The sequence below is a fragment of the Pedobacter sp. PLR genome, assembly GCF_026239675.1.
GTDB lineage: Bacteria > Bacteroidota > Bacteroidia > Sphingobacteriales > Sphingobacteriaceae > Pedobacter.
In genome coordinates, this window is the sequence record NZ_JAPIVQ010000010.1 from 112,247 (window position 1) to 131,030 (window position 18,784).

Consider the following 18,784-nt stretch of genomic DNA (forward strand, 5'->3'; position numbering starts at 1 on the left):
TTGAATACGGCCGGATAACCTGAAATATTTACGATAACGATTGCGTTTTTACCCGATCAGCCCGGGAATATGAGCAATTCGCCGCTCCTGCCCAAAGCAAGGTCCGGGTTCTGTCCTGGCAATGCTTAAAAATTAACAGAGAATGTATGCAGACCAGCTTCATAACTATAGGTCATGGAAAAGCCGTAATGGTTGCAAATTTGCCGGGAGATAGCCAGGCCTAAGCCCATCCCTTCTGAAGCTGCTGTTTTATTAAACCGTTCGAAAGTTCTGCCTCCATCCAAAGCCATTTCGATGCCTGTATTTCTAAAAATCAATTGATCGGAGGTTAATAAAACGAGCATCCGCCCGGCTTTAACATTGTGACGAATGGCATTGCTGATCAGGTTATTCAGTAAAATATCCGCGAGATACTTACTCATTAACACCTCTTTATCCGCCAGCTGTGTGGAAACCGTAATCTCCGCAGATTGCAACAACTCCTGAAACTGTCTCAGTTTCTGTTCGATCAAAGGTTTCAAATGAATCGGTTCTTCATTCTTGATCATATTGTTTTCAATCTTCGCCAGTAACAATAAGGAATGATTTAAACGGGATAGCCGGCCTACAGCCAGGTAAATATCTTCTATCAATTCTCCTTGTTTATCGCTGAAACCTTCGGTTTGCAGTAATGTATCCAGCTTAGAATTGATCACAGCTAAAGGTGTCATCATCTCATGCGCCGCATTGTCTGTAAAAGATTTCAACTCTGTATAGTCCTCCTTCACACGGTTAGACATTAACAGTACCGCCTGATTCAATTCTACAAATTCATCAATATTACTCTGCGCTACTTTAACCTCATTTTTACCCGTCAGGTTGAAAGCTTTCATTTGATCAAGAATATGATAAAATGGTTGCCATAAACTATTCAATAAAAACCTGTTTACCAGAAAAAGTGTCAGCAACAGCAGGACGATAATCAGCAAACTGATCAAAAAGATAATACGGACCAGGTCTTCAGCTTCCAGTCTGGATTTCACCACACTGACCTCATACACCTGATCGTTCACTTTCATGAAGGTGGTCAGGCGTCTTCCCGGTTCCTTTTCATGTTCTTTTTCATTCAGATAAATGCTATTGCTATAGCTCCTGCCCAGGGTATCCGAAGGACTAACCATCCTGTAAATTACCTTTTGATCATGGAAATCAGCGGGCAGCGGCAGCTTATGGTATTTTTGTACATAGGCACGAATTTCCTCTTCTTCAATCCGCAGGTCCCGGTCCAGTTTCTCCGTCAGTATAAAATGGATGACTACATAATAAATCACCCCGGTCGATAACAAGACCAGAAGAGATACCAATATATTTACCCGGTTATACCGACTGGAAAGTTTCATATGTTCTCAAACTTATAGCCCACACCATACATGGATTTGATGTAATCTTTACTCCCTGCTTCGATCAGTTTCTTACGCAGATTTTTGATGTGCGTATAGATAAAGTCGAAATCGTCCGACAAATCTATTTCATCGCCCCATAAATGTTCCGCAATCGCATTCTTTGTCACCACTTTCCGTTGGTTAGCGGTAAAATAAACCAGCAAATCAAACTCCTTACGCGTCAGGTTCAACACCCGGTCATTCACCATCACCTTCATCCCGATAGTATCAATACTAATTTCATTAAAGATAATTGTGCTGTTGCCGTCAAAACTTTTTCTGCGGACAATCGCAGTAACTCTGGCTTGCAGTTCAGATAAATGGAAAGGTTTCACCAGATAATCATCGGCACCCAGGTTTAAACCATCTACTTTATCATCCAGAGAATGTCTGGCAGAAATGATCAAAACCCCGTCTTTCTTATTCAATTTCTTTAGTGCACGCAGGATTTCCATTCCCTCACCACCAGGTAAAGTCAGGTCCAGTAAGATACAATCATATTGGTAAAGGTTGATTTTCTCCATTGCAGATTGAAAGTCGACAGCCAGTTCACAGATATTTCCTTCCGCGCTAAAATAAGCAAGGATACTTTCGCGGAGCGACTGCTCATCTTCAATTAATAGTAGTTTCATCAAATCAGATATGCCAGATGGCTTTTAAGTTAATAATTATTATTGATGTAGACCACCGTTCTTGAAAAGATCATAAGCTGTCTGGTAATTTGCAATTGCTTCTTTAACCACATGTCCGGAGAATTTGCGGGGAAGCTGCTCGTTTTTAAGCGGGTCATAAAGGAAAGTCTCCACCTTTTGTTGTGGACTCAACACGACCAGACTATCGTTTTTAAGGTAAGCCAGCTTTTGATAAGTGCCAAGGAAAGTTCTGGGTACAAAAGATTTCGCCAGCACATCTTTGCCAAAAAGGTTACTTTCATAGCTCCAGCCCAATAGATTGAACAACGTTGGATACAAGTCTATCTGGGAACACAAAGGAGTAATTTGTTTATTTTTCCCTGTCAGATTCATTACACCGGCTGGCAAATTCAATACGATACAGGGAATATGGTATTTACTGATGTCAATTTCATTTTTTCCGGCGCTACTGGCACAATGGTCTGCTACAATAATCACCACCGTATTTTTGAACCATGGCCTGGTAGCCGCTTCACGTAAAAACCTGCCAATAGCATAATCTGTATACCTCAAAGCGCCATTTCTACCCGTTCCTGAAGGAATGTCAATTTCTCCTTCCGGATAAGTAAAAGGACGGTGATTTGAAGTCGTCATGACAAAGCTGTAAAATGGCTTCCCCGCTTCGAACTGGCGGTCAGAGCCATTGATCACTGCGGTATACAAATCTTCATCACTAATGCCCCAGGCATTTTCAAAATGAACTTGTTCATCCGTAATAATGGTTCGTTTGGTCAGGTAATGATCACCGGCCATCACCTTTCTGCCACGATCAACAATATCATAGCCATTGCTACCAAAATACTGGTTCATATTGTCGAAATACCCATCACCGCCATAATAGAAGCTGCGGTGATAACCCGCCTTTTCAAAAACATTCCCAATGGTGGTCAGGCTGTCATTACCCGGACGCCTCACAATGCTGCTCCCCGGTGTTGGTGGAATTGCCAGCGAAAGCGCTTCCATCCCCCTAACCGTTCTTGTTCCCGTGGAATACATATTGGTAAACAACAAATTGGTATTTGCTAAAGAATCCAGGACTGGTGTTAAACCTTCCTTATTCCCAAAATGTGCCATAAAATCAGCGCTTAAACTCTCCACCGTAATCATGATCACATTCGGTTTACAGCCAGTCCCGGTTCCGCTAATATTTCTTTTTATGCTGGCATCAGCAGCTAAAAACCGTCCGTTACCCTCCTGTAGGGAAGACCTGATGACCCGGTAAGCTTCCGGTTTATCCAGCATCTTATAAAAATGATTGTAATTGAGTTCGTTGTTTTTGAAGGCAGAAAAAATAGAATATATACCGGCTTTAGCCAGTTCATTATGGTAACGGTTTGAACCTTCTTCTGCCCATGAATCGGGGACAAAAAATCCGTAAAAAAGACAGCTCAAAAAGATCATGCCGGTGATCGTGACTCTTTTCTTAAAAGTAGTAGCTGACTGAAAATGATGTTTAAATGCACCTGTTTTCATAAAACCAAACAACACCAACAGACTAATCAACACTACTCCACCGATCAACAAGGGCAAAGGATAGGATTCATTGATATTGTGGATCACCTCGTAAGTATAAACCAGGTAATCTACAGCGATAAAGTTAAATCGACTTTCAAATTCCTGCCAAAAAGTAAGTTCTGCAAAGAAAGAGAACATGGCAATTACCGTCATCAGGAATAAAACTGCATAGCTGAGCAAAATATTAAACCAGGACCTGACAAAGCGCTGCGGCAGAAAACATAAATAAAGGGCGTAAAATAGCACCAGAAACATGGCTACACCGAAATCGTACACTAAACCCTGACCGAAGATGCGCAGGATGGAAAGGAAGGAAAAACCAGTGTTTTCCAATGTAGCAACCATCAATCCAAGACGAATCAGGAACGACCCGGCAATAAACGTTGCCACATAGGAAAAAAGCACACTGTACCTTGATTTAAACAAAAAAGAAAGGCCCATAAAAACTATAAAATATAGTCAAATGTAATCGCCTATTCTGTAGTAAAACTGAAGATAAAAAACAGGAAGTATCAGCGTCTTTAAAAGCTTCTAAACAACTAATTGCTCATTAAATAAACAAGTAACAATCAATGAGTTAAGAGAACAATAAAGACACCGATACCTACAAATCTGCTAAAGATTAAACGCTTTTATTGCGCTGATCTTCTTTATCATATAAATCAATCAGTTTACTTTGCAAACGGATCACAGAACTCTCTAATTGACTGATTTTTTCCTTCAATTGTTCGATGATCTGAATGTGTTCACTTACGCCTTCTTCCCCAACGTCCAGAAACTCTCTTAAGCTCAATCCATGTACTTCAGCGATCTGATTGATGCGGCTAAAGTTCGGATCAGTAATACTGGTTTCCAATTTTGAGTATGCTGGAATTGAGATATCCAACAGATCGGCCATCGCTTTTTGGTTGACCCCTTTTTTTTGACGTAAAATTCTAAATTTCTCCCCTAATGTTTTCATAATGAATATTATTATTTTTTAATAACCCCTAATTGAAATAAATTTAAGAAATATTAAATATAATATTATCATATTATTACAAAATTTTGAAATAAATAATCGAAACTGTTTTTCGGAACTAAATATATTAGCAAGAAAAGAGCCAAAAAGCATCAATTTTCCGGTGTTTTTTTACGCTTTAAAGGGCAAAAAAACATCGGAAAAGCACCAGGCAATACCTGGTTAAGTCGCTGCACAGTAGTCAGATAGGTCGATTACTTTTTACTCTGTCTAAAGATAAAAGCACCCAGCATTAATGCCACTGCCAAACCCGAAAAACCAGGAAAAAGAATAAATAAATAAAATACCCCAGCAACGACAGCTAAAGCCACAATAAATAGAAATCCTTGTAAAAAGGACTCCATTTTAAAAGCTGCGATCAAAGCGAACAATAAAAACGTTAAAGCAAGAATGGTTAAAAACATATACAAAGATGCGTTTCCAATGTTAAGTTAACGTTAAGAAAATCGTTTTCTTCCTTTTTTTTTGTCAAAAAAAAGGAGCAATTATGAAAAATCATACTGCTCCTTTTATGAAAATATGCGAATTGAGGCTTTAGCAAATCCGGAGAATTTTGAGACTAAATTAATTCAGCTTCAAAATCCCCCGAAAACATGGCTAAAATTCAATAAGATTAATAATCGTCGTTTAAGGCGAAAATTGGTTTTCTAGTCATCCAGCTACCGCTGGTAAAATCAGGGAAATCAACTGTTTCATTTCCTAATTCTATAGATTGCTCACTTAATGGCGTAATTGCACTCCATGCTGCTGCATCATAAACGTCCATTGGTGTAGGCTCGTTTCTTTTTGCTGCTTCAATGAAAGCATGGATTACGAAGAAGTCCATACCACCATGACCTGCACCTTGTGCGTCATTACCGTATTTTTTCCAAAGTGGGTGATCATATTTCTCTAACCACTCTTTTGCTGGATCCCAGGCATGAGGCTTGCTTACACCTTCTACATATATGCTCTTGTTAACATCCATCCAAAGGCCTTTAGTGCCCTGAACTCTGAAACCAATAGAATAAGGTCTTGGAAGGTTAGTATCGTGCTGTAAGATAATCGTTTCGCCGTTTGCACAGTCGATAGTCGTAGTCACGATATCGCCCAGACGGAAGTTTACTTTCGCATTTGGATGGTTCTCGCCACCTTTCTCTACAATATAGTTATGTAAACCTCTTGCTTTAGTTGCAAAAGAGTTCAATTTTAAGAATTTGTTACCTCTGTTGATGTTGATACAATGTGCAACCGGACCGATACCATGTGTTGGGTATAAATCTCCATTACGGTGTACCGAGTGGTTAGTTCTCCATTTTGCTTCAGAGAAACCTTTCTCATTAAATTCTACACCACCACCATAAGGGCCTTTACCATCATTAAACTTAACCTCTCTAAGGTCATGTTGGTAACCACCTTGTAAGTGCATGATTTCACCAAACACCCCTTGACGTACCATATTTAACGCTGCTAACACATCTCTTCTGTAACAAACGTTTTCCAACATCATCACATGAGCATTGTGTTTTTCTGACGCTTGTACTACATCCCAGTGATCCTGAAGTGTAATACCTAACATTACTTCAGTAGCGATATATTTAAGACCAGCTTCCATTGATTTAATGATCATTGGCTTGTGCAATTCCCATGGTGTAGAAATTACAATTGCTTTTAATCCTTTTGTTTCCAAAAGTTTTTTCCAGGCATTTTCATCACCAGTGTAAATCTTTGGCATTGGTTTTCCTGATTTTGCAATCAGGGCTTTTGCAGAATTTAACATTCTTTCATCTACATCACAGATCGCAACCAAATCCACATCATCTCTCTTCAATAAAAGATCAAGGTGATTTTGGCCTCTCATTCCCACTCCAATCATTGCTACCTTAATCTTTTCACCCTTAGTGCCCGCAAAAACAGATTGCTCAGGTAAAACAGTTATAGCGGCGGCAGTGATGCCGCTATTTCTAACAAATTGTCTTCTATTCATAATATTCAGTTCATTATATATGTTCGGTTCAAAAGTATCGCTTTTATGACATACCATACGCGATTTTTCGATTACAAGGTATAGACTATATCCACAACCCATGCAAATTGCCCTTCAAAAAATACACGCAAACGTTTGATATTTAAAGATTCTATAATTTAAAAAATGGAATTGCCGGTAAAAATCAGCCATTCCCTCATTTGTAACAATTTCATGATCGTTATACTAAGCAAACCTTACATAAATTAACAAAATACGGCGATTAGACTCAATGAAATGCGATTTTCACTAAAAAAACACCCCTTGAAACCTAAATTCAGGCTTATATTTTCAAACAAACGTTTGCGCACATTTTACTCCTAAGCATCAAACAATTGGGTTTTATGCGAATTGTTTTTTCAAAATAATTGAAGGTTATTGAAAGTTTATACCAATATTTGAACATCATGTCTGATAAACCAACCACGATAAAAGAAATAGCCAAAATACTTAAGATTTCGGTTTCTACCGTTTCAAGGGCTTTAAATGACCATTCCAGTATCGGTTTAACAACAAAGATGAGGGTCAAAAAGCTAGCTGCAGAGCTAAATTATGAGCCAAATCAGAAAGCGATCCAATTTCTACAAGGGAAGTCACATATAATAGGTGTGATTTTACCGGAATTATCTGAATCTTTCTTTTCAACTGCCATTAGTGGCATTGAAGATGTTGCCTATAAAAGAAACTATACCGTTTTACTTGCACAATCGCATGATGATGCTGACCGCGAGAAACTATTGGTAGAGAAAATGAAAACCCAACGTGTAGACGGGCTTTTGGTATCTGTCTCTAAGACAACCAGTACTTATGAACATTTTGAGGTATTTAAGAAACTGAATATCCCTGTTGTATTTTTTGACCGCATCCCCCCTATTAAAGACATCCACTATGTGGCCTCTAACCTGGAGAACGGAACCTATGAAGCGGTAAACTTTTTGCTAAAGAAAGGTCACCGTACCATCGGGATGATCAACGGGCCTACCACACTGGTAGCCAGTCACGAGCGGAAAGAAGGCTATATTAAAGCCATGATCTCCAACCGCCTGAAATTTGACCCTTCTTTAATTGTGAGCTGCGATCTTTCCGAAAGCGGTACCATTGAAGTGATGAACACCATGCTGAACCACAGACGTAAACCGACAGCCATCGTTACCTTTAATGATTATGTCGCTTTATTTGCGATGAGACATACCCGTTCTCTGGAACTGGAAGGAATCGACTTTGTCAGTTACGCGAATCTGCCGATTATTAATTACATGGATTACACGCCGATTGCCTCTGTAGAACAGTTTCCATACAAACAAGGTAAGAAAGCTGCAGATATTCTAATAGATCTGATCAACAGACCTAAAAATGAAACCGGTACAGAACAGGCTTATTTCAACGTAGTTGTGGAGTCAGAATTAATTATTCCGAATCCTAAGTAATTTTGCGCAAACGTTTGCTCACTGGTTTTGATCACATAAATAATTACGTTTGAATTTGTAACCAATCTTGAAAAGACGCATGTTCGAAAATATCTTACCATTGTATGGCCTGAATTCTGATGACACGACTGTTAATTTATTTGGCGATGGCCTGATAAACCATACCTGGAAAGTGACTGCCGCTGAGCAAAGCTATATCCTGCAAAAGGTGAATACTGATGTATTTAAAGAGCCTTCAAATATTGATAAAAACCTAAGTCTGTTAAAAGACTTTTTAAATAAGAAAGACCCGGAGTACCTGTTTGTATCGCCAGTAAAGGCTTTATCAGGGGAATCTCTGCTAAATACCCCATCCGGATATTTCCGCATGACGCCATTTATCGAAGGCTCAGTTTCTTTAAACGCCCTGACAAAAAGAGAAGAAGCTTATGAAGCAGCCAAACAGTTTGGAAAATTCTCTGCGCTGCTGGCAGATTTTGACGCTGCAACCTTAAACATCACCATTCCTGACTTCCATAACCTGAGTCTGAGGTATGAGCAGTTTAAAACCGCCTGTGCCAATGCCAATCCGGAACGTCTGGAGCAAGCCAAAGAATATATTGATTTCATCAATGAGCACAAAAGCATTGTAAACACTTATCTTGATATTGTAGCCAATGACGAGGTGCCTTTGAGAGTGATTCATCACGATACAAAGATCAGCAACGTACTTTTTGATGCCAACAACAAAGGAATCTGTGTAATTGACCTGGATACGGTAATGCCTGGTTATTTCATCAGTGATGTGGGTGATATGATGAGAACCTATCTATGTGCTGCAAGTGAAGAAGAAACTGATTTGACGAAGATCAGCATCAGAAAAGACTTCTTTAAAGCCATTTACGAAGGTTATATGGAAGAAATGGCTGCTGTATTGAGTGATACGGAGAAACAGTATTTCACTTATGCAGGTAAGTTTATCATCTATATGCAGGCGATTCGCTTCCTGGCAGATCACTTACAGAATGATATCTATTATGGTGCTAAATATGAAGGCCATAATTTTAACAGAGCAATCAATCAGATCGCCCTGTTAAAAGAATATTTAAAAATGGAAGAAGAGTTTACAGCTCCCCTTTCTTCATCGAAAGAACCGCGTAATCAACCGCACGCGCTGTAAGCGCCATATAAGTTAATGATGGGTTTTGTGTTGACGTAGAGGTCATGCAAGCCCCATCAGTAACGAATACATTCTTGCAATCATGTAACTGATTCCATTTGTTGAGTACAGAAGTCTTAGGATCATGTCCCATTCTTGCCCCACCCATTTCATGGATATCTAATCCCGGTGATTGCGAGCCATCATCCGCTTTGATGTTCTTAAATCCGGCTTCCGTAAACATTTCAGTCATCTGTTCCAGGTAATCCTTTTTCATTTTCACATCATTGTCGTCATAATCAACGGAAATCCTTAACAATGGAATGCCCCATGCATCTTTTTGATCTGCATCTAACTTTACATAATTGCTTTCCTTAGGGATTGTTTCCCCCATCATGTGCGAACCCACCTGCCATGGACCGGGATTTTTATTGAGTAACTGCACTTTTAAAGCTGCCCCCATACCGGAAGTATCTCTCTCCGGACTACGGTAAGCAGAAAAACCAGCCGCATAACCGCGTTTAAAGTTGGTCTCCTGCTTCAGGAGGTTTCTAAACCTTGGGATGTAACCGCCTCCGGCAGGATTTCTGCCGTCAGTGCTAAATTCTTTTAATCCATCATATTCTGCACCAATTCTTGCGCTATAATTGTGGAAAGCCACATATTTCCCTAGCGTTCCACTGTCATTTCCCAGACCATTCGGGAAACGTGAAGAGGTAGAGTTCAATAAAATCAGGTTGGTATTGATCGCCGCTGCATTTACAAAGATCACTTTCGCATAATATTCGCGCACTTCTTTGGTATTGGTATCGACCACGCGAACGCCGGAAGCTCTGCCCAATTTTTCGTCATAAATTACAGATTCCACAACTGAAAACGGCTTCAAGGTCAGGTTTCCTGTTTTTTGTGCCCATGGTAAAGTAGAAGAATTGCTACTGAAATAACCGCCAAACGGACAACCCCGCTGACATAAGTTACGGTTCTGACATTTCCCTCTGCCCTGGTCAAAATGCACCTGTTTAGGTTGAGATAAATGTGCGCATCTGGCGCTGATCACATGGCGGCCTTCATACTTTTCGCGCATGGTATTCCTGAAGTAATCTTCGACTGCATTGAGTGGAAAAGCTGGTAAGAAATCACCGTCCGGCAAAGCTACCAAACCATCTTTATTACCGGAAATTCCTGCAAATTGCTCTGCATAAGTATACCAGGCGTCAAGGTCTTTGTACCTGATTGGCCAGTCTACCGCAAAATCATCACGCTTCGGTCCTTCAAAATCAAGGTCGCTCCAACGTTGGGTTTGTCTGGCCCAAAGTAGCGACTTACCACCCACCTGATACCCTCGAATCCAGTCAAAAGGCTTCTCCTGTACATAAGGATGCTCCTTATCTTTCACGAAAAAATGCATGGCATCTTCTCTGAAAGCATAACATTTACTCACCACCGGGTTTTCCTTTTTGATTGCCAGCGTAAGTTCTCCACGATGTTCAAATTCGTAGGGATATTTATTGGTTGTCGGATAATCGACGATGTGCTTTACGTCTTTTCCTCTTTCCAGCACCAGGGTCTTTAACCCCTTTTCTGTAAATTCTTTGGCTGCCCAGCCACCGCTAATCCCTGAGCCAATAACAATGGCATCATAGGTATGTTCTTTTATACTATCTATATTCAGATTTGACATGTGTGCTGTAAATTATGCTGATTTAACCCTGAAATAACCATTGTACCTGCCTGGAACGAGTTCCCAGATCAGCAGATTACTCATCACATATTTCGAGTTCAGGTATCCGCCAATCGTTCTTGATTTCATGATTTTGTAAAACTTAGAGACGGCTTCCGGAGTTCCGGATTTACCGTTGTTGGCATCCGATACCAATTGGGCAAGTTCTTTACCTGCTTTGTTTTCAAAAGTCTTCAATCCTGCGATAAATTGTTGCTGCTCTTCCGGTTCGTAGCAGTCGTCCAGCATCTTTAATACAAAAAGGTGGAGCTTTAGGTCTTTTGCGCCTGAGGTATCGGTTTTAGGAATAATCAGCTCTGCAATCTCTGCCAGCAGATTTTCCTGTGCGGTAGAAATATCGAGGTTTTTGAGTTGAATGGAGACTTTCCCTTCCTCTCTCAAACAAGAAGGCAACAATGCCACTCCTCCTGCAAATATCAATACCTGTTTTATGGCTAATCGTCTATTCATAGTTCATTTGTGTGGCGCTAAAATAATCCAAAATATGGAAACTCCTATGCCAGGTGTGGATTTTAAAAATGATTTCAATTACCCAGAAAATAAGCAATCCGGCAGGAATTCCCCAGACTGGATTCATTTTTTGAAGCGCTGATTTTCAATTTGAGCTGATGCGGCCCGTCATTCAGGTCAGTATCCAGTAAAAGGTACCAGGGTAAATGAAGGGATTTACTCCATTTGGTATACAAGTCCAGCTGCTTTTCCGGCCCATTATCAATTGAATAAGTCAGGATTCCGGCATCCGGACCGGAAACTACGGCAAGGCCGATGGCATTCCCTGTAAAGTCAAGGCTTAATTCGGATCCGGGCTCTGTACTACACAACATCGGGATATGTACAAAACCTTTGCGGGTACTCTTGCCATCTTCAGGCTTCCAGTTTTGCTGTAATGACCAGCGGTTAGAGATCTTTGCATTTTCGATACCTATATAATGTCCGTTTGAAAAGCTACCCTGGTTTAAGGCTGCTGGAATAAAGATCTTTGGTTTTTCATCCGTATCCGTCTGCATCTTAATTGCGTCTTGTAGCAGCCGCTGGATGGCCTTAAAATAGAGCTCCTGACCAAATGGCGAAGGATGTAAATCTTTGAAATCCTGTGCCCAGCTAAACTCCTGATTGGCCATCCGGTCGTGCACCGCTTTCGCCAGGTTAATGGAAGGCAATCCATAATGTCCCGCTACCAGCTCATGGTTATTAACGGGTACCGGAATTTTACCTTCACTGTAAGTTTTTGTTTTATCAGGATCGGCAAAAGACATCATCACAATGTCTATATCTGGTTGATTTTCTTTAGCATGTCTAACGATCCCTTCCAGTGAACGAACCTGGGTAAGGCTGTCTGTGCCATTGGCTTCATCATTTACTGCGGCTTCGAGAAATAACAGATCTACCTTTCCGAAGTCCAGCACATCGCGTTTAAAGCGAAATGCATGGGGCAAACTGCCTAAGGATGGGATTCCAGCTGCGATAAAATGAAATTTAGTTGCCGGGAAACGGCTTTGCAATTCTGCAGCTACCTTATTTCTCCAACCGGGATTGTAAGTTATCGATCCCCCTAAAAAGGCAACTGTTGCTGTTTTCTGCTGTTTAAAAACTTTAATGGCCCTGGCCAGACCAGCTCTTTGCTGAATGTAGTTTCCATCATCCAATGGTTTTACCTGAGCATATCCCATTACTATACTGTACAGCAAACTGCTGCAAAAACAAAAAAGTACTTTACGCATAAATATTTCCGGATTTTTCCGCTATTAAGATAGGAATTTAATGGTTTGGATCATACTGATAAACAACCTGGTAAGGAATACGCTTTAGCCTGGCAGAAATTGTCCCGATTGGAAGGTCTTCCTTTTGAGGCGTAGGCTCACATACCGAGTATAATTTTCCTTTATACACAATGGCATCCCCTATTGGCTGGTCAAACTGAACGCCCATGGTGATGTGTGTCGGGTACAGCATCGCGATCATAGGCAGGTTGTAGATTTCCTTCACCAGGTAGAAAAACAGCGCCACACGGTCGTCACAGTCGCTGTGACTGGCAAATAAGGTCTCTTCCGGAGAAAGGCGTTTCTCTGCACCAAAATTCTCCTCGTCATCTTCATAAAGAAAAGCATAACGCGTAAAGCGCATTAAGTAGTCCACGCCTTTTTTCTGATTCATCCCCGCTGTGTTTTTCTTAAGCAGGGGAATCAATGAACCATAGGTTTCTTTACTCAAAGGGATGTTGAAATAGGTTTCAAAATCTACACCCGGATAATTGGCAAATATGGCTTCCACATCTTTACTCAGCTTCACGTTGAAGTGATAGGCTTTATGTTTGTACACAAACTCCAGTTTTTTCTCCTGGTAGTTTTCCGGACTAAAATCAGGCAATTTTGTCACTTTATAAGAGAAAGATTTCGTCGCTTCAGGGATATTAATCTGCACTGGAACCGGTGGATCCAGGTTAAGGTCGGCTTTAGGATAATCATGGTAGTTTAAGCACATGAATTTCTTTTGATCAACCATAAAAAATGGAATATCAGAGATGTCTTCATCATTAAAGACGTAGAAAATGATCTTGTCCCGACTCAATGCCAAACGGGCATCATACCCTGATTTTGCCAATAGAAACCATTTGTAGAGTGTATAACGGCTATAGTTGATCACTTTCGGACTCAGTTGCTCCGCGGTTTTCCGGATCAATTGATAATATAACCAGTCGTTCAGCTCCTGTTTCTTCTTGTAAGCTAAAAGAGAGTCTATGATGGGTTGGTAATCTCCGGAATTTAAGCGTTGGTAAGCCTGTTTGATGGAGGAAGCAGAAAGCTCAGGAGCAGCAACAATGATCGAGGTATCAAGGTTGGTATGAAACTTTCCTCCGTAAAACTCAAAAGAAATGTCTTGTTTACGCTGGCCGTAAGTAGTGCTTAATGTCAGTAGTAAAGATAAAGTCCCGAATATTTTTAAGATATGGCCCATAGTCCCGGATTGCTTCTTATTAAATATACGTAAATTTAGTATTAAACTAAAGTAAATTTTACCGGAATATTCTCCCGAAGTACGGCAGCACCCGGGCGCATTCAAAAGCCATCAATTTCCACACAAACGTTTGCATGGGACCCTTAACTGAATAAGGCCAGCAGGTCTTTTTTCGATAAAGATTTAAAGATCGAAGTATCCGTTTTGATGAGGTCTTTGACCAGCTCCTTTTTAGAAGACTGAAGTTTCATGATTTTCTCTTCTATGGTGTCAGGACAGATCAGGCGCACTGCAATTACATTCTTCTGCTGCCCGATACGATAGGTACGGTCGATGGCTTGATTTTCTACTGCCGGATTCCACCAGGGATCAACCAAAAACACATAATCGGCCTGGGTAAGGTTTAATCCTACTCCACCTGCTTTTAAGCTGATCAAAAACACCCTGATTTCCGGATTATTCTGGAAGGAATCTACTACGGCTTCCCGGTTTTTAGTCTGCCCGGTCAGGTAGGCAAAAGCGATTCCACGGTCCTTCAATTCTTTTCTGATCAGATCCAGCATCCCTACAAATTGAGAGAAAACCAGAATCTTGTGATTGGAAGATTTGTTTTCAATCTGTTCCAGGAGTACTTCCATTTTAGCAGAAGAACTGCCGTAAAACTCATCTTCGCTGAGTAAGGCCGGAGAATTACAAATCTGTCTTAGTTTGGTGATTCCCTTCAATACATTCATGGTATTGCTTGCCACTTCTTCATCCGTTTGGTTGGTCAGGTAATCGCGGATTTCTTTTTCATAACCCTCATAGACTTTACGCTGATCAGCTTCCATCTCACAATAAATCACCATTTCCGTCTTATCCGGCAGTTCTTTTGCCACCTGTTCTTTGGTTCTGCGCAATAAAAACGGACTAATGCGCTGCTGTAATTGCATCGCTGCCCTCCGGTCTTTAAACTGATCAATCGGTGTAGAATAGATCTCCCTGAAATGCTGTTTGCTGCCCAATAAGCCCGGACAGGCAAAGGACAATTGTCCATACAGGTCAAAAGTATTGTTCTCTATCGGCGTACCGGTTAGCACCACTTTATTCCTGGACTGCAGTAATCGGACGGATTTATAGCGCTGTGATTCCGGGTTCTTGATGGTCTGAGATTCATCTAAAAAGATGTAATTAAATCTATAATCTTTTAAGAACCTGACATCGGTAAGCATCGTGCCATAGGAAGTCAATACCACTTCATACCGGTCAAAGTCTTTATGACTTTTTATCCGGTCGGCGCCGTAAATCGTCATGACTTTGATAGAAGGTGCAAATTTCTGGATTTCCTGCTGCCAGTTGAATATTAAAGAAGCCGGCACCACGATTAAGTTGGTATTGTGGTGTCCTTTTTCTCTTTGTGCCAGAATAAAGGCGATAATTTGTATGGTTTTTCCGAGTCCCATGTCGTCTGCCAGACAAGCGCCGAAATTAAACTCATCCAAGAAGCTCAGCCAGTTCAGCCCTTCTTTTTGGTATTGTCTTAAGGTGGCATTCAATCCTTCAGGAACTTTTATGTCGGTAATTTTGGCTGCAGAGCCGGAAAGTTTGCTTTTATACAAGGCCAGCTGGTCTTTTACAGATTCATCCAGCAACTGCGTTTCGTACAATTCTTCAATCGCCGTAAAACTGATTCTTGGGGTTTGAATGTGTTCTTCTACCACTTCTCCGGCATTAAAATACTTGCTAAACTTTTCAATCCATTCGTCGGGAAGAATCCCCAACGTACCATCGTCGAGCTTTACAAATTTGTTTTTATTGCGGATAGATTTATGCAAATGCCTCAGCGAAACCACCTGATTGCCATACTTAAGCTTCACGGCGGTTTTAAACCAGTCGATTCCACTCATCACATTGATTGAAATATTGGCCTTATGTGGATTAAGGTTATTGTCTTTTAACTGATTGAAACCAAGGATACTGATATTCTTATTCCTCCATTCTTCAAAAGCATGAAGAAACCACTGGTCTTCTAAAAGTCTGGTTTTATGCAGATAGAAGCAGTCGTTACTTTCCATTTGATCCTGGAAGTATGGGTGTTGCCGGATGATATTGGTAATAAATTGCAGCTCGGTTTCCGAATCCCTGTTAAGGGTAAATAAATTACCATTTCTATCCCGCGACTGGATTTGCTTCCTGGACAAGACCGGTATTTCCAGATTTCCATACCTCATTACCGGTGTCAGTAAAACAAAATCTTCAGATTCGGAGAGGTAAATGATTTGTTCATTCTCCAGGTCAAAGCCTTTCTCTACCAGCTGTTTCTTTGTAGCAGGTTTCAGGTAATCGTAAGTCACCTTAATCTTGTTTTCCAGTTTGGAAAGGATTTCCACCTGGAAGGCTTCAAATTTAGAATGGTGGATCAACATCTTATCATGATGTTGCTTAAAAAAATCTATGATCCGTAAAAAATTGGGATTATCAATCAGATGAAGACATTGGTCCATCTGGATAAAATAGTTGTATTTGAGCTGAATCTGATCCAGGGCATAAGCAGTTCCATTGAGGGTTAATTTTCCGGAAACCTCATAGAATTCGTGCCTCTGACTCACATGGAGTGCCATATCTACACTTAACATGTTTAGCTGTACCGGAATGATTGCATTGGCCGTTATGTTGGTTGATATTTTGGCATCATGCAGGAAGACTTCCATTTTCATGGGATTCTTTGCCACGGCCCTCAGGGCATCCAGGTCAGAATCGCTCCGCTCCGCATTATAATTGTTCTGAAACTTTAAGATGCCGCTATAGAATTTTATCGCTGCGTTGTCTTCCGTTTTCCAGAGTAGATCTGATGGGCTAATGGTTTGAACAGGGTTTTTAAACTTCCCGTCCAGTGTGGTTTGGGCTTCGATTAATTCCAGGGTCATGTGACTATAGAAACGATGCTGACCAAACACCAGCCCCATTTTATGCTTAGGTTTTAGTCCTCCGGAAGCCGGTAATTGCAGTCCTTCTTTAGGCAGAAGGTTCTTTTTAAGATCTTGCTTACTTATTCCGTTTAGGGGGTATAACTCCCTCATTTTTGCTTTAATCAGCGTCTGACCTTGCTGATATTCCAGTTCAAAGAAGTCACTGAAGTTTGTTTCTGCTTCCAGCCCATAGTCTTTGGCTTGCAGTTTCATCTTTTCTGCACGTAACTTCTGGTCAAAGAAAAGACGCAAAGCAGAACGGTTCAGGATATTATGGAGGGCTTGAGCCTGATGGCTGCATAGTTTCGGATTGGCATCCGTACAACCGCAGGTAATCACCGTTTGGCGACCCCTCTGACTAATGCCTACCCCCGGAAAAGGAATAATGCTATTGGGTTGGGTAAAAAAAACAACGTCAATGTCTAGGTGTTCCGGAAGCAGGTCATAAAACCCTTTTATCCCTGTGTCTACCCGCTCATTGACGTGTTTTAATATATATAAATCTGTTAATTCTGAGAAATCAAAATCTGTTAATACGTATTCTTTTCTAACCTCCATTTGCTCCGGCAATTCCAAGCCTTAAAGGTAATTGAATTTTGAATGTACTAGGGTGCTTTTTTTGTGGCAATTACAATTCCCGTTGCCCAGCATTGTTTGGTCAGGACCAGATCTTCGCGTTGCTCCAGGTCTTCGATGAGGCGGAGGGCCTTCTCTGCATGTCCTTCCGGCCAGTTTTCCTGAGGAAGCATGTCATCAATAATGTAAAATGCACCAGGTTTTAACATGTCCAGTACTTCATTCAGCAAGAGGTATTTCCCATGCCAGGTATCCGCAAAAATATAGTCGAACTTCTGGCCTTTATTTTGAAGTACCCAGTCCTCTCCTTCTATACATTCCAGTTTTAAACGGTTATCCTGTCCGAGAAAAAGTTCGGCGATCGCTAAAAACTGCGCATCATTATCAATAGAGGTTAGTGTAGCCTTCGTGTCCATTCCTTCCAGAATCCAGGACGTCGACAGCCCGGTTCCTGTACCCAGTTCGAGAAAAGCACCACCAGGTTTTGAAGCAGCCAGTGTTTTTAATAAGGAACAGGTCATTGTTGCAGAGGCCATCGTAAAACCTGCATCCCTTGTCGCTTCATCGATGGCCAAATAGGCCTCAGGGTACTTTTGTTTTATTTCTTCTATCATATAGCTGTGGTTCCTTTAGGAATTTGAAATATAGATAAAAGAAATAATAGTCAGTAACTTATTGGGTATTAATTAGGCAATTGCAGCATTTACTGTGTTTTCTTCGCTTGATTTCTCCTGCTCTAAAAAGGCTAATATTTCTGTCCAGCTATTTACTCTCAGGTGATGATGTTGGTTCACATTATGAGAAGCATCAAACATGATTGCCTTTCCTTTACAGAAATCCAGGTTTTTACAGTGATCATCAATCAGGTAATCGGTCACTACCACACGCTTATCTCCACAGAATATGATGTTTCTCCAGCTGATGGAAGGGAAATGTTCCGCTAACCATTCCTGTTTTTCTGATAAACATTGTGGGAATTCCATTGCAGCAGACACGATATAAACGTCGTAATCTTCCATCAATTTCTTCACCGCTTCTATTGCGCCTTCCATTACCGGAATGGTCCTGAAAAAACCAGGTGTGTTTACATAACGTCTGATTGCACCTTTTTCAGGGAAGCCTTCTGGTTCTAAAACACCTAAACGCTCTGCTCTTGGCACTCTCACACCATACTCATTTTCGTACCAGTCCATGAATTGTTGTTCTATATCTGCAAGAACCCCATCCATGTCAATTCCTATAGTCTTTCTTATCTTGTTCATATGTTATTGTAATATCTTGCAACAAAGATAGCATTATTTTGCAAGATATTGCATTATATTGCTCAGATTATTTACTTACATTT

Annotated in this window: 15 protein-coding genes; 2 read left to right on the forward strand and 13 right to left on the reverse strand. The window is 40.8% G+C overall.

The window, feature by feature from the left end; translation table 11 throughout:
• Window positions 1–125: 125 nt before the first annotated feature.
• The 6 genes from OQX61_RS21990 to OQX61_RS22015 form a co-directional block, all read right to left on the reverse strand.
• Window positions 126–1,379 carry a HAMP domain-containing sensor histidine kinase gene (locus tag OQX61_RS21990; RefSeq protein ID WP_265843975.1) on the reverse strand — a complete coding sequence of 418 codons (1,254 nt, stop codon included), beginning with the start codon at window positions 1,377–1,379 and terminating at the stop codon, window positions 126–128.
• Window positions 1,376–2,053, reverse strand: coding sequence for a response regulator transcription factor (locus OQX61_RS21995; RefSeq protein ID WP_265843976.1), 678 nt, complete (start codon window positions 2,051–2,053; stop codon window positions 1,376–1,378). The genes OQX61_RS21990 and OQX61_RS21995 overlap by 4 nt, the downstream gene beginning before the upstream one ends.
• Window positions 2,054–2,092: 39 nt before the next feature.
• Window positions 2,093–4,033: an alkaline phosphatase family protein gene (locus tag OQX61_RS22000; RefSeq protein ID WP_265843977.1), complete on the reverse strand. Its 1,941-nt coding sequence runs from the start codon at window positions 4,031–4,033 to the stop codon at window positions 2,093–2,095.
• A 217-nt stretch (window positions 4,034–4,250) separates the two neighbouring features.
• Window positions 4,251–4,589: a helix-turn-helix transcriptional regulator gene (locus OQX61_RS22005; RefSeq protein WP_265843978.1), complete on the reverse strand. Its 339-nt coding sequence runs from the start codon at window positions 4,587–4,589 to the stop codon at window positions 4,251–4,253.
• Window positions 4,590–4,843: 254 nt separating this feature from the next.
• Window positions 4,844–5,053, reverse strand: a complete 210-nt coding sequence (locus OQX61_RS22010; RefSeq protein WP_265843979.1) for a hypothetical protein — start codon at window positions 5,051–5,053, stop codon at window positions 4,844–4,846.
• 209 nt (window positions 5,054–5,262) lie between these two features.
• Window positions 5,263–6,615 (reverse strand): Gfo/Idh/MocA family oxidoreductase, encoded by a 1,353-nt coding sequence (locus OQX61_RS22015; protein ID WP_265843980.1) that lies wholly within the window; start codon window positions 6,613–6,615, stop codon window positions 5,263–5,265.
• A gap of 446 nt (window positions 6,616–7,061) precedes the next feature.
• Between OQX61_RS22015 and OQX61_RS22020 the strand changes: the two genes are divergently transcribed.
• Together OQX61_RS22020 and OQX61_RS22025 are read left to right on the forward strand one after the other, a co-directional pair.
• Complete coding sequence (locus OQX61_RS22020) at window positions 7,062–8,081, forward strand: LacI family DNA-binding transcriptional regulator (protein WP_265843981.1); 1,020 nt, start codon at window positions 7,062–7,064, stop codon at window positions 8,079–8,081.
• Between the two features lie 79 nt (window positions 8,082–8,160).
• Window positions 8,161–9,240 (forward strand): aminoglycoside phosphotransferase family protein, encoded by a 1,080-nt coding sequence (locus tag OQX61_RS22025; protein ID WP_265843982.1) that lies wholly within the window; start codon window positions 8,161–8,163, stop codon window positions 9,238–9,240.
• Here OQX61_RS22025 and OQX61_RS22030 read toward each other — a convergent pair.
• The 7 genes from OQX61_RS22030 to OQX61_RS22060 all read right to left on the reverse strand — a co-directional run bounded on the left by OQX61_RS22030 (window position 9,185) and on the right by OQX61_RS22060 (window position 18,701).
• Window positions 9,185–10,900, reverse strand: a complete 1,716-nt coding sequence (locus OQX61_RS22030; protein ID WP_265843983.1) for a GMC family oxidoreductase — start codon at window positions 10,898–10,900, stop codon at window positions 9,185–9,187. The two genes, OQX61_RS22025 and OQX61_RS22030, sit on opposite strands and share 56 nt — an antisense overlap.
• Before the next feature lie 12 nt (window positions 10,901–10,912).
• Window positions 10,913–11,410 (reverse strand): gluconate 2-dehydrogenase subunit 3 family protein, encoded by a 498-nt coding sequence (locus OQX61_RS22035; RefSeq protein WP_265843984.1) that lies wholly within the window; start codon window positions 11,408–11,410, stop codon window positions 10,913–10,915.
• A 74-nt stretch (window positions 11,411–11,484) separates the two neighbouring features.
• Window positions 11,485–12,681 carry an SGNH/GDSL hydrolase family protein gene (locus tag OQX61_RS22040; protein ID WP_265843986.1) on the reverse strand — a complete coding sequence of 399 codons (1,197 nt, stop codon included), beginning with the start codon at window positions 12,679–12,681 and terminating at the stop codon, window positions 11,485–11,487.
• Window positions 12,682–12,718: 37 nt separating this feature from the next.
• On the reverse strand, window positions 12,719–13,915 hold the full coding sequence (locus OQX61_RS22045; RefSeq protein ID WP_265843987.1) for a hypothetical protein: 1,197 nt from the start codon (window positions 13,913–13,915) through the stop codon (window positions 12,719–12,721).
• Window positions 13,916–14,058: 143 nt separating this feature from the next.
• Window positions 14,059–17,421, reverse strand: coding sequence for a DEAD/DEAH box helicase (locus OQX61_RS22050; RefSeq protein WP_265843988.1), 3,363 nt, complete (start codon window positions 17,419–17,421; stop codon window positions 14,059–14,061).
• A 47-nt stretch (window positions 17,422–17,468) separates the two neighbouring features.
• Window positions 17,469–18,053, reverse strand: coding sequence for a class I SAM-dependent methyltransferase (locus tag OQX61_RS22055; protein WP_265843989.1), 585 nt, complete (start codon window positions 18,051–18,053; stop codon window positions 17,469–17,471).
• A gap of 72 nt (window positions 18,054–18,125) precedes the next feature.
• On the reverse strand, window positions 18,126–18,701 hold the full coding sequence (locus tag OQX61_RS22060; RefSeq protein WP_265843990.1) for a 5'(3')-deoxyribonucleotidase: 576 nt from the start codon (window positions 18,699–18,701) through the stop codon (window positions 18,126–18,128).
• Window positions 18,702–18,784: the final 83 nt, after the last annotated feature.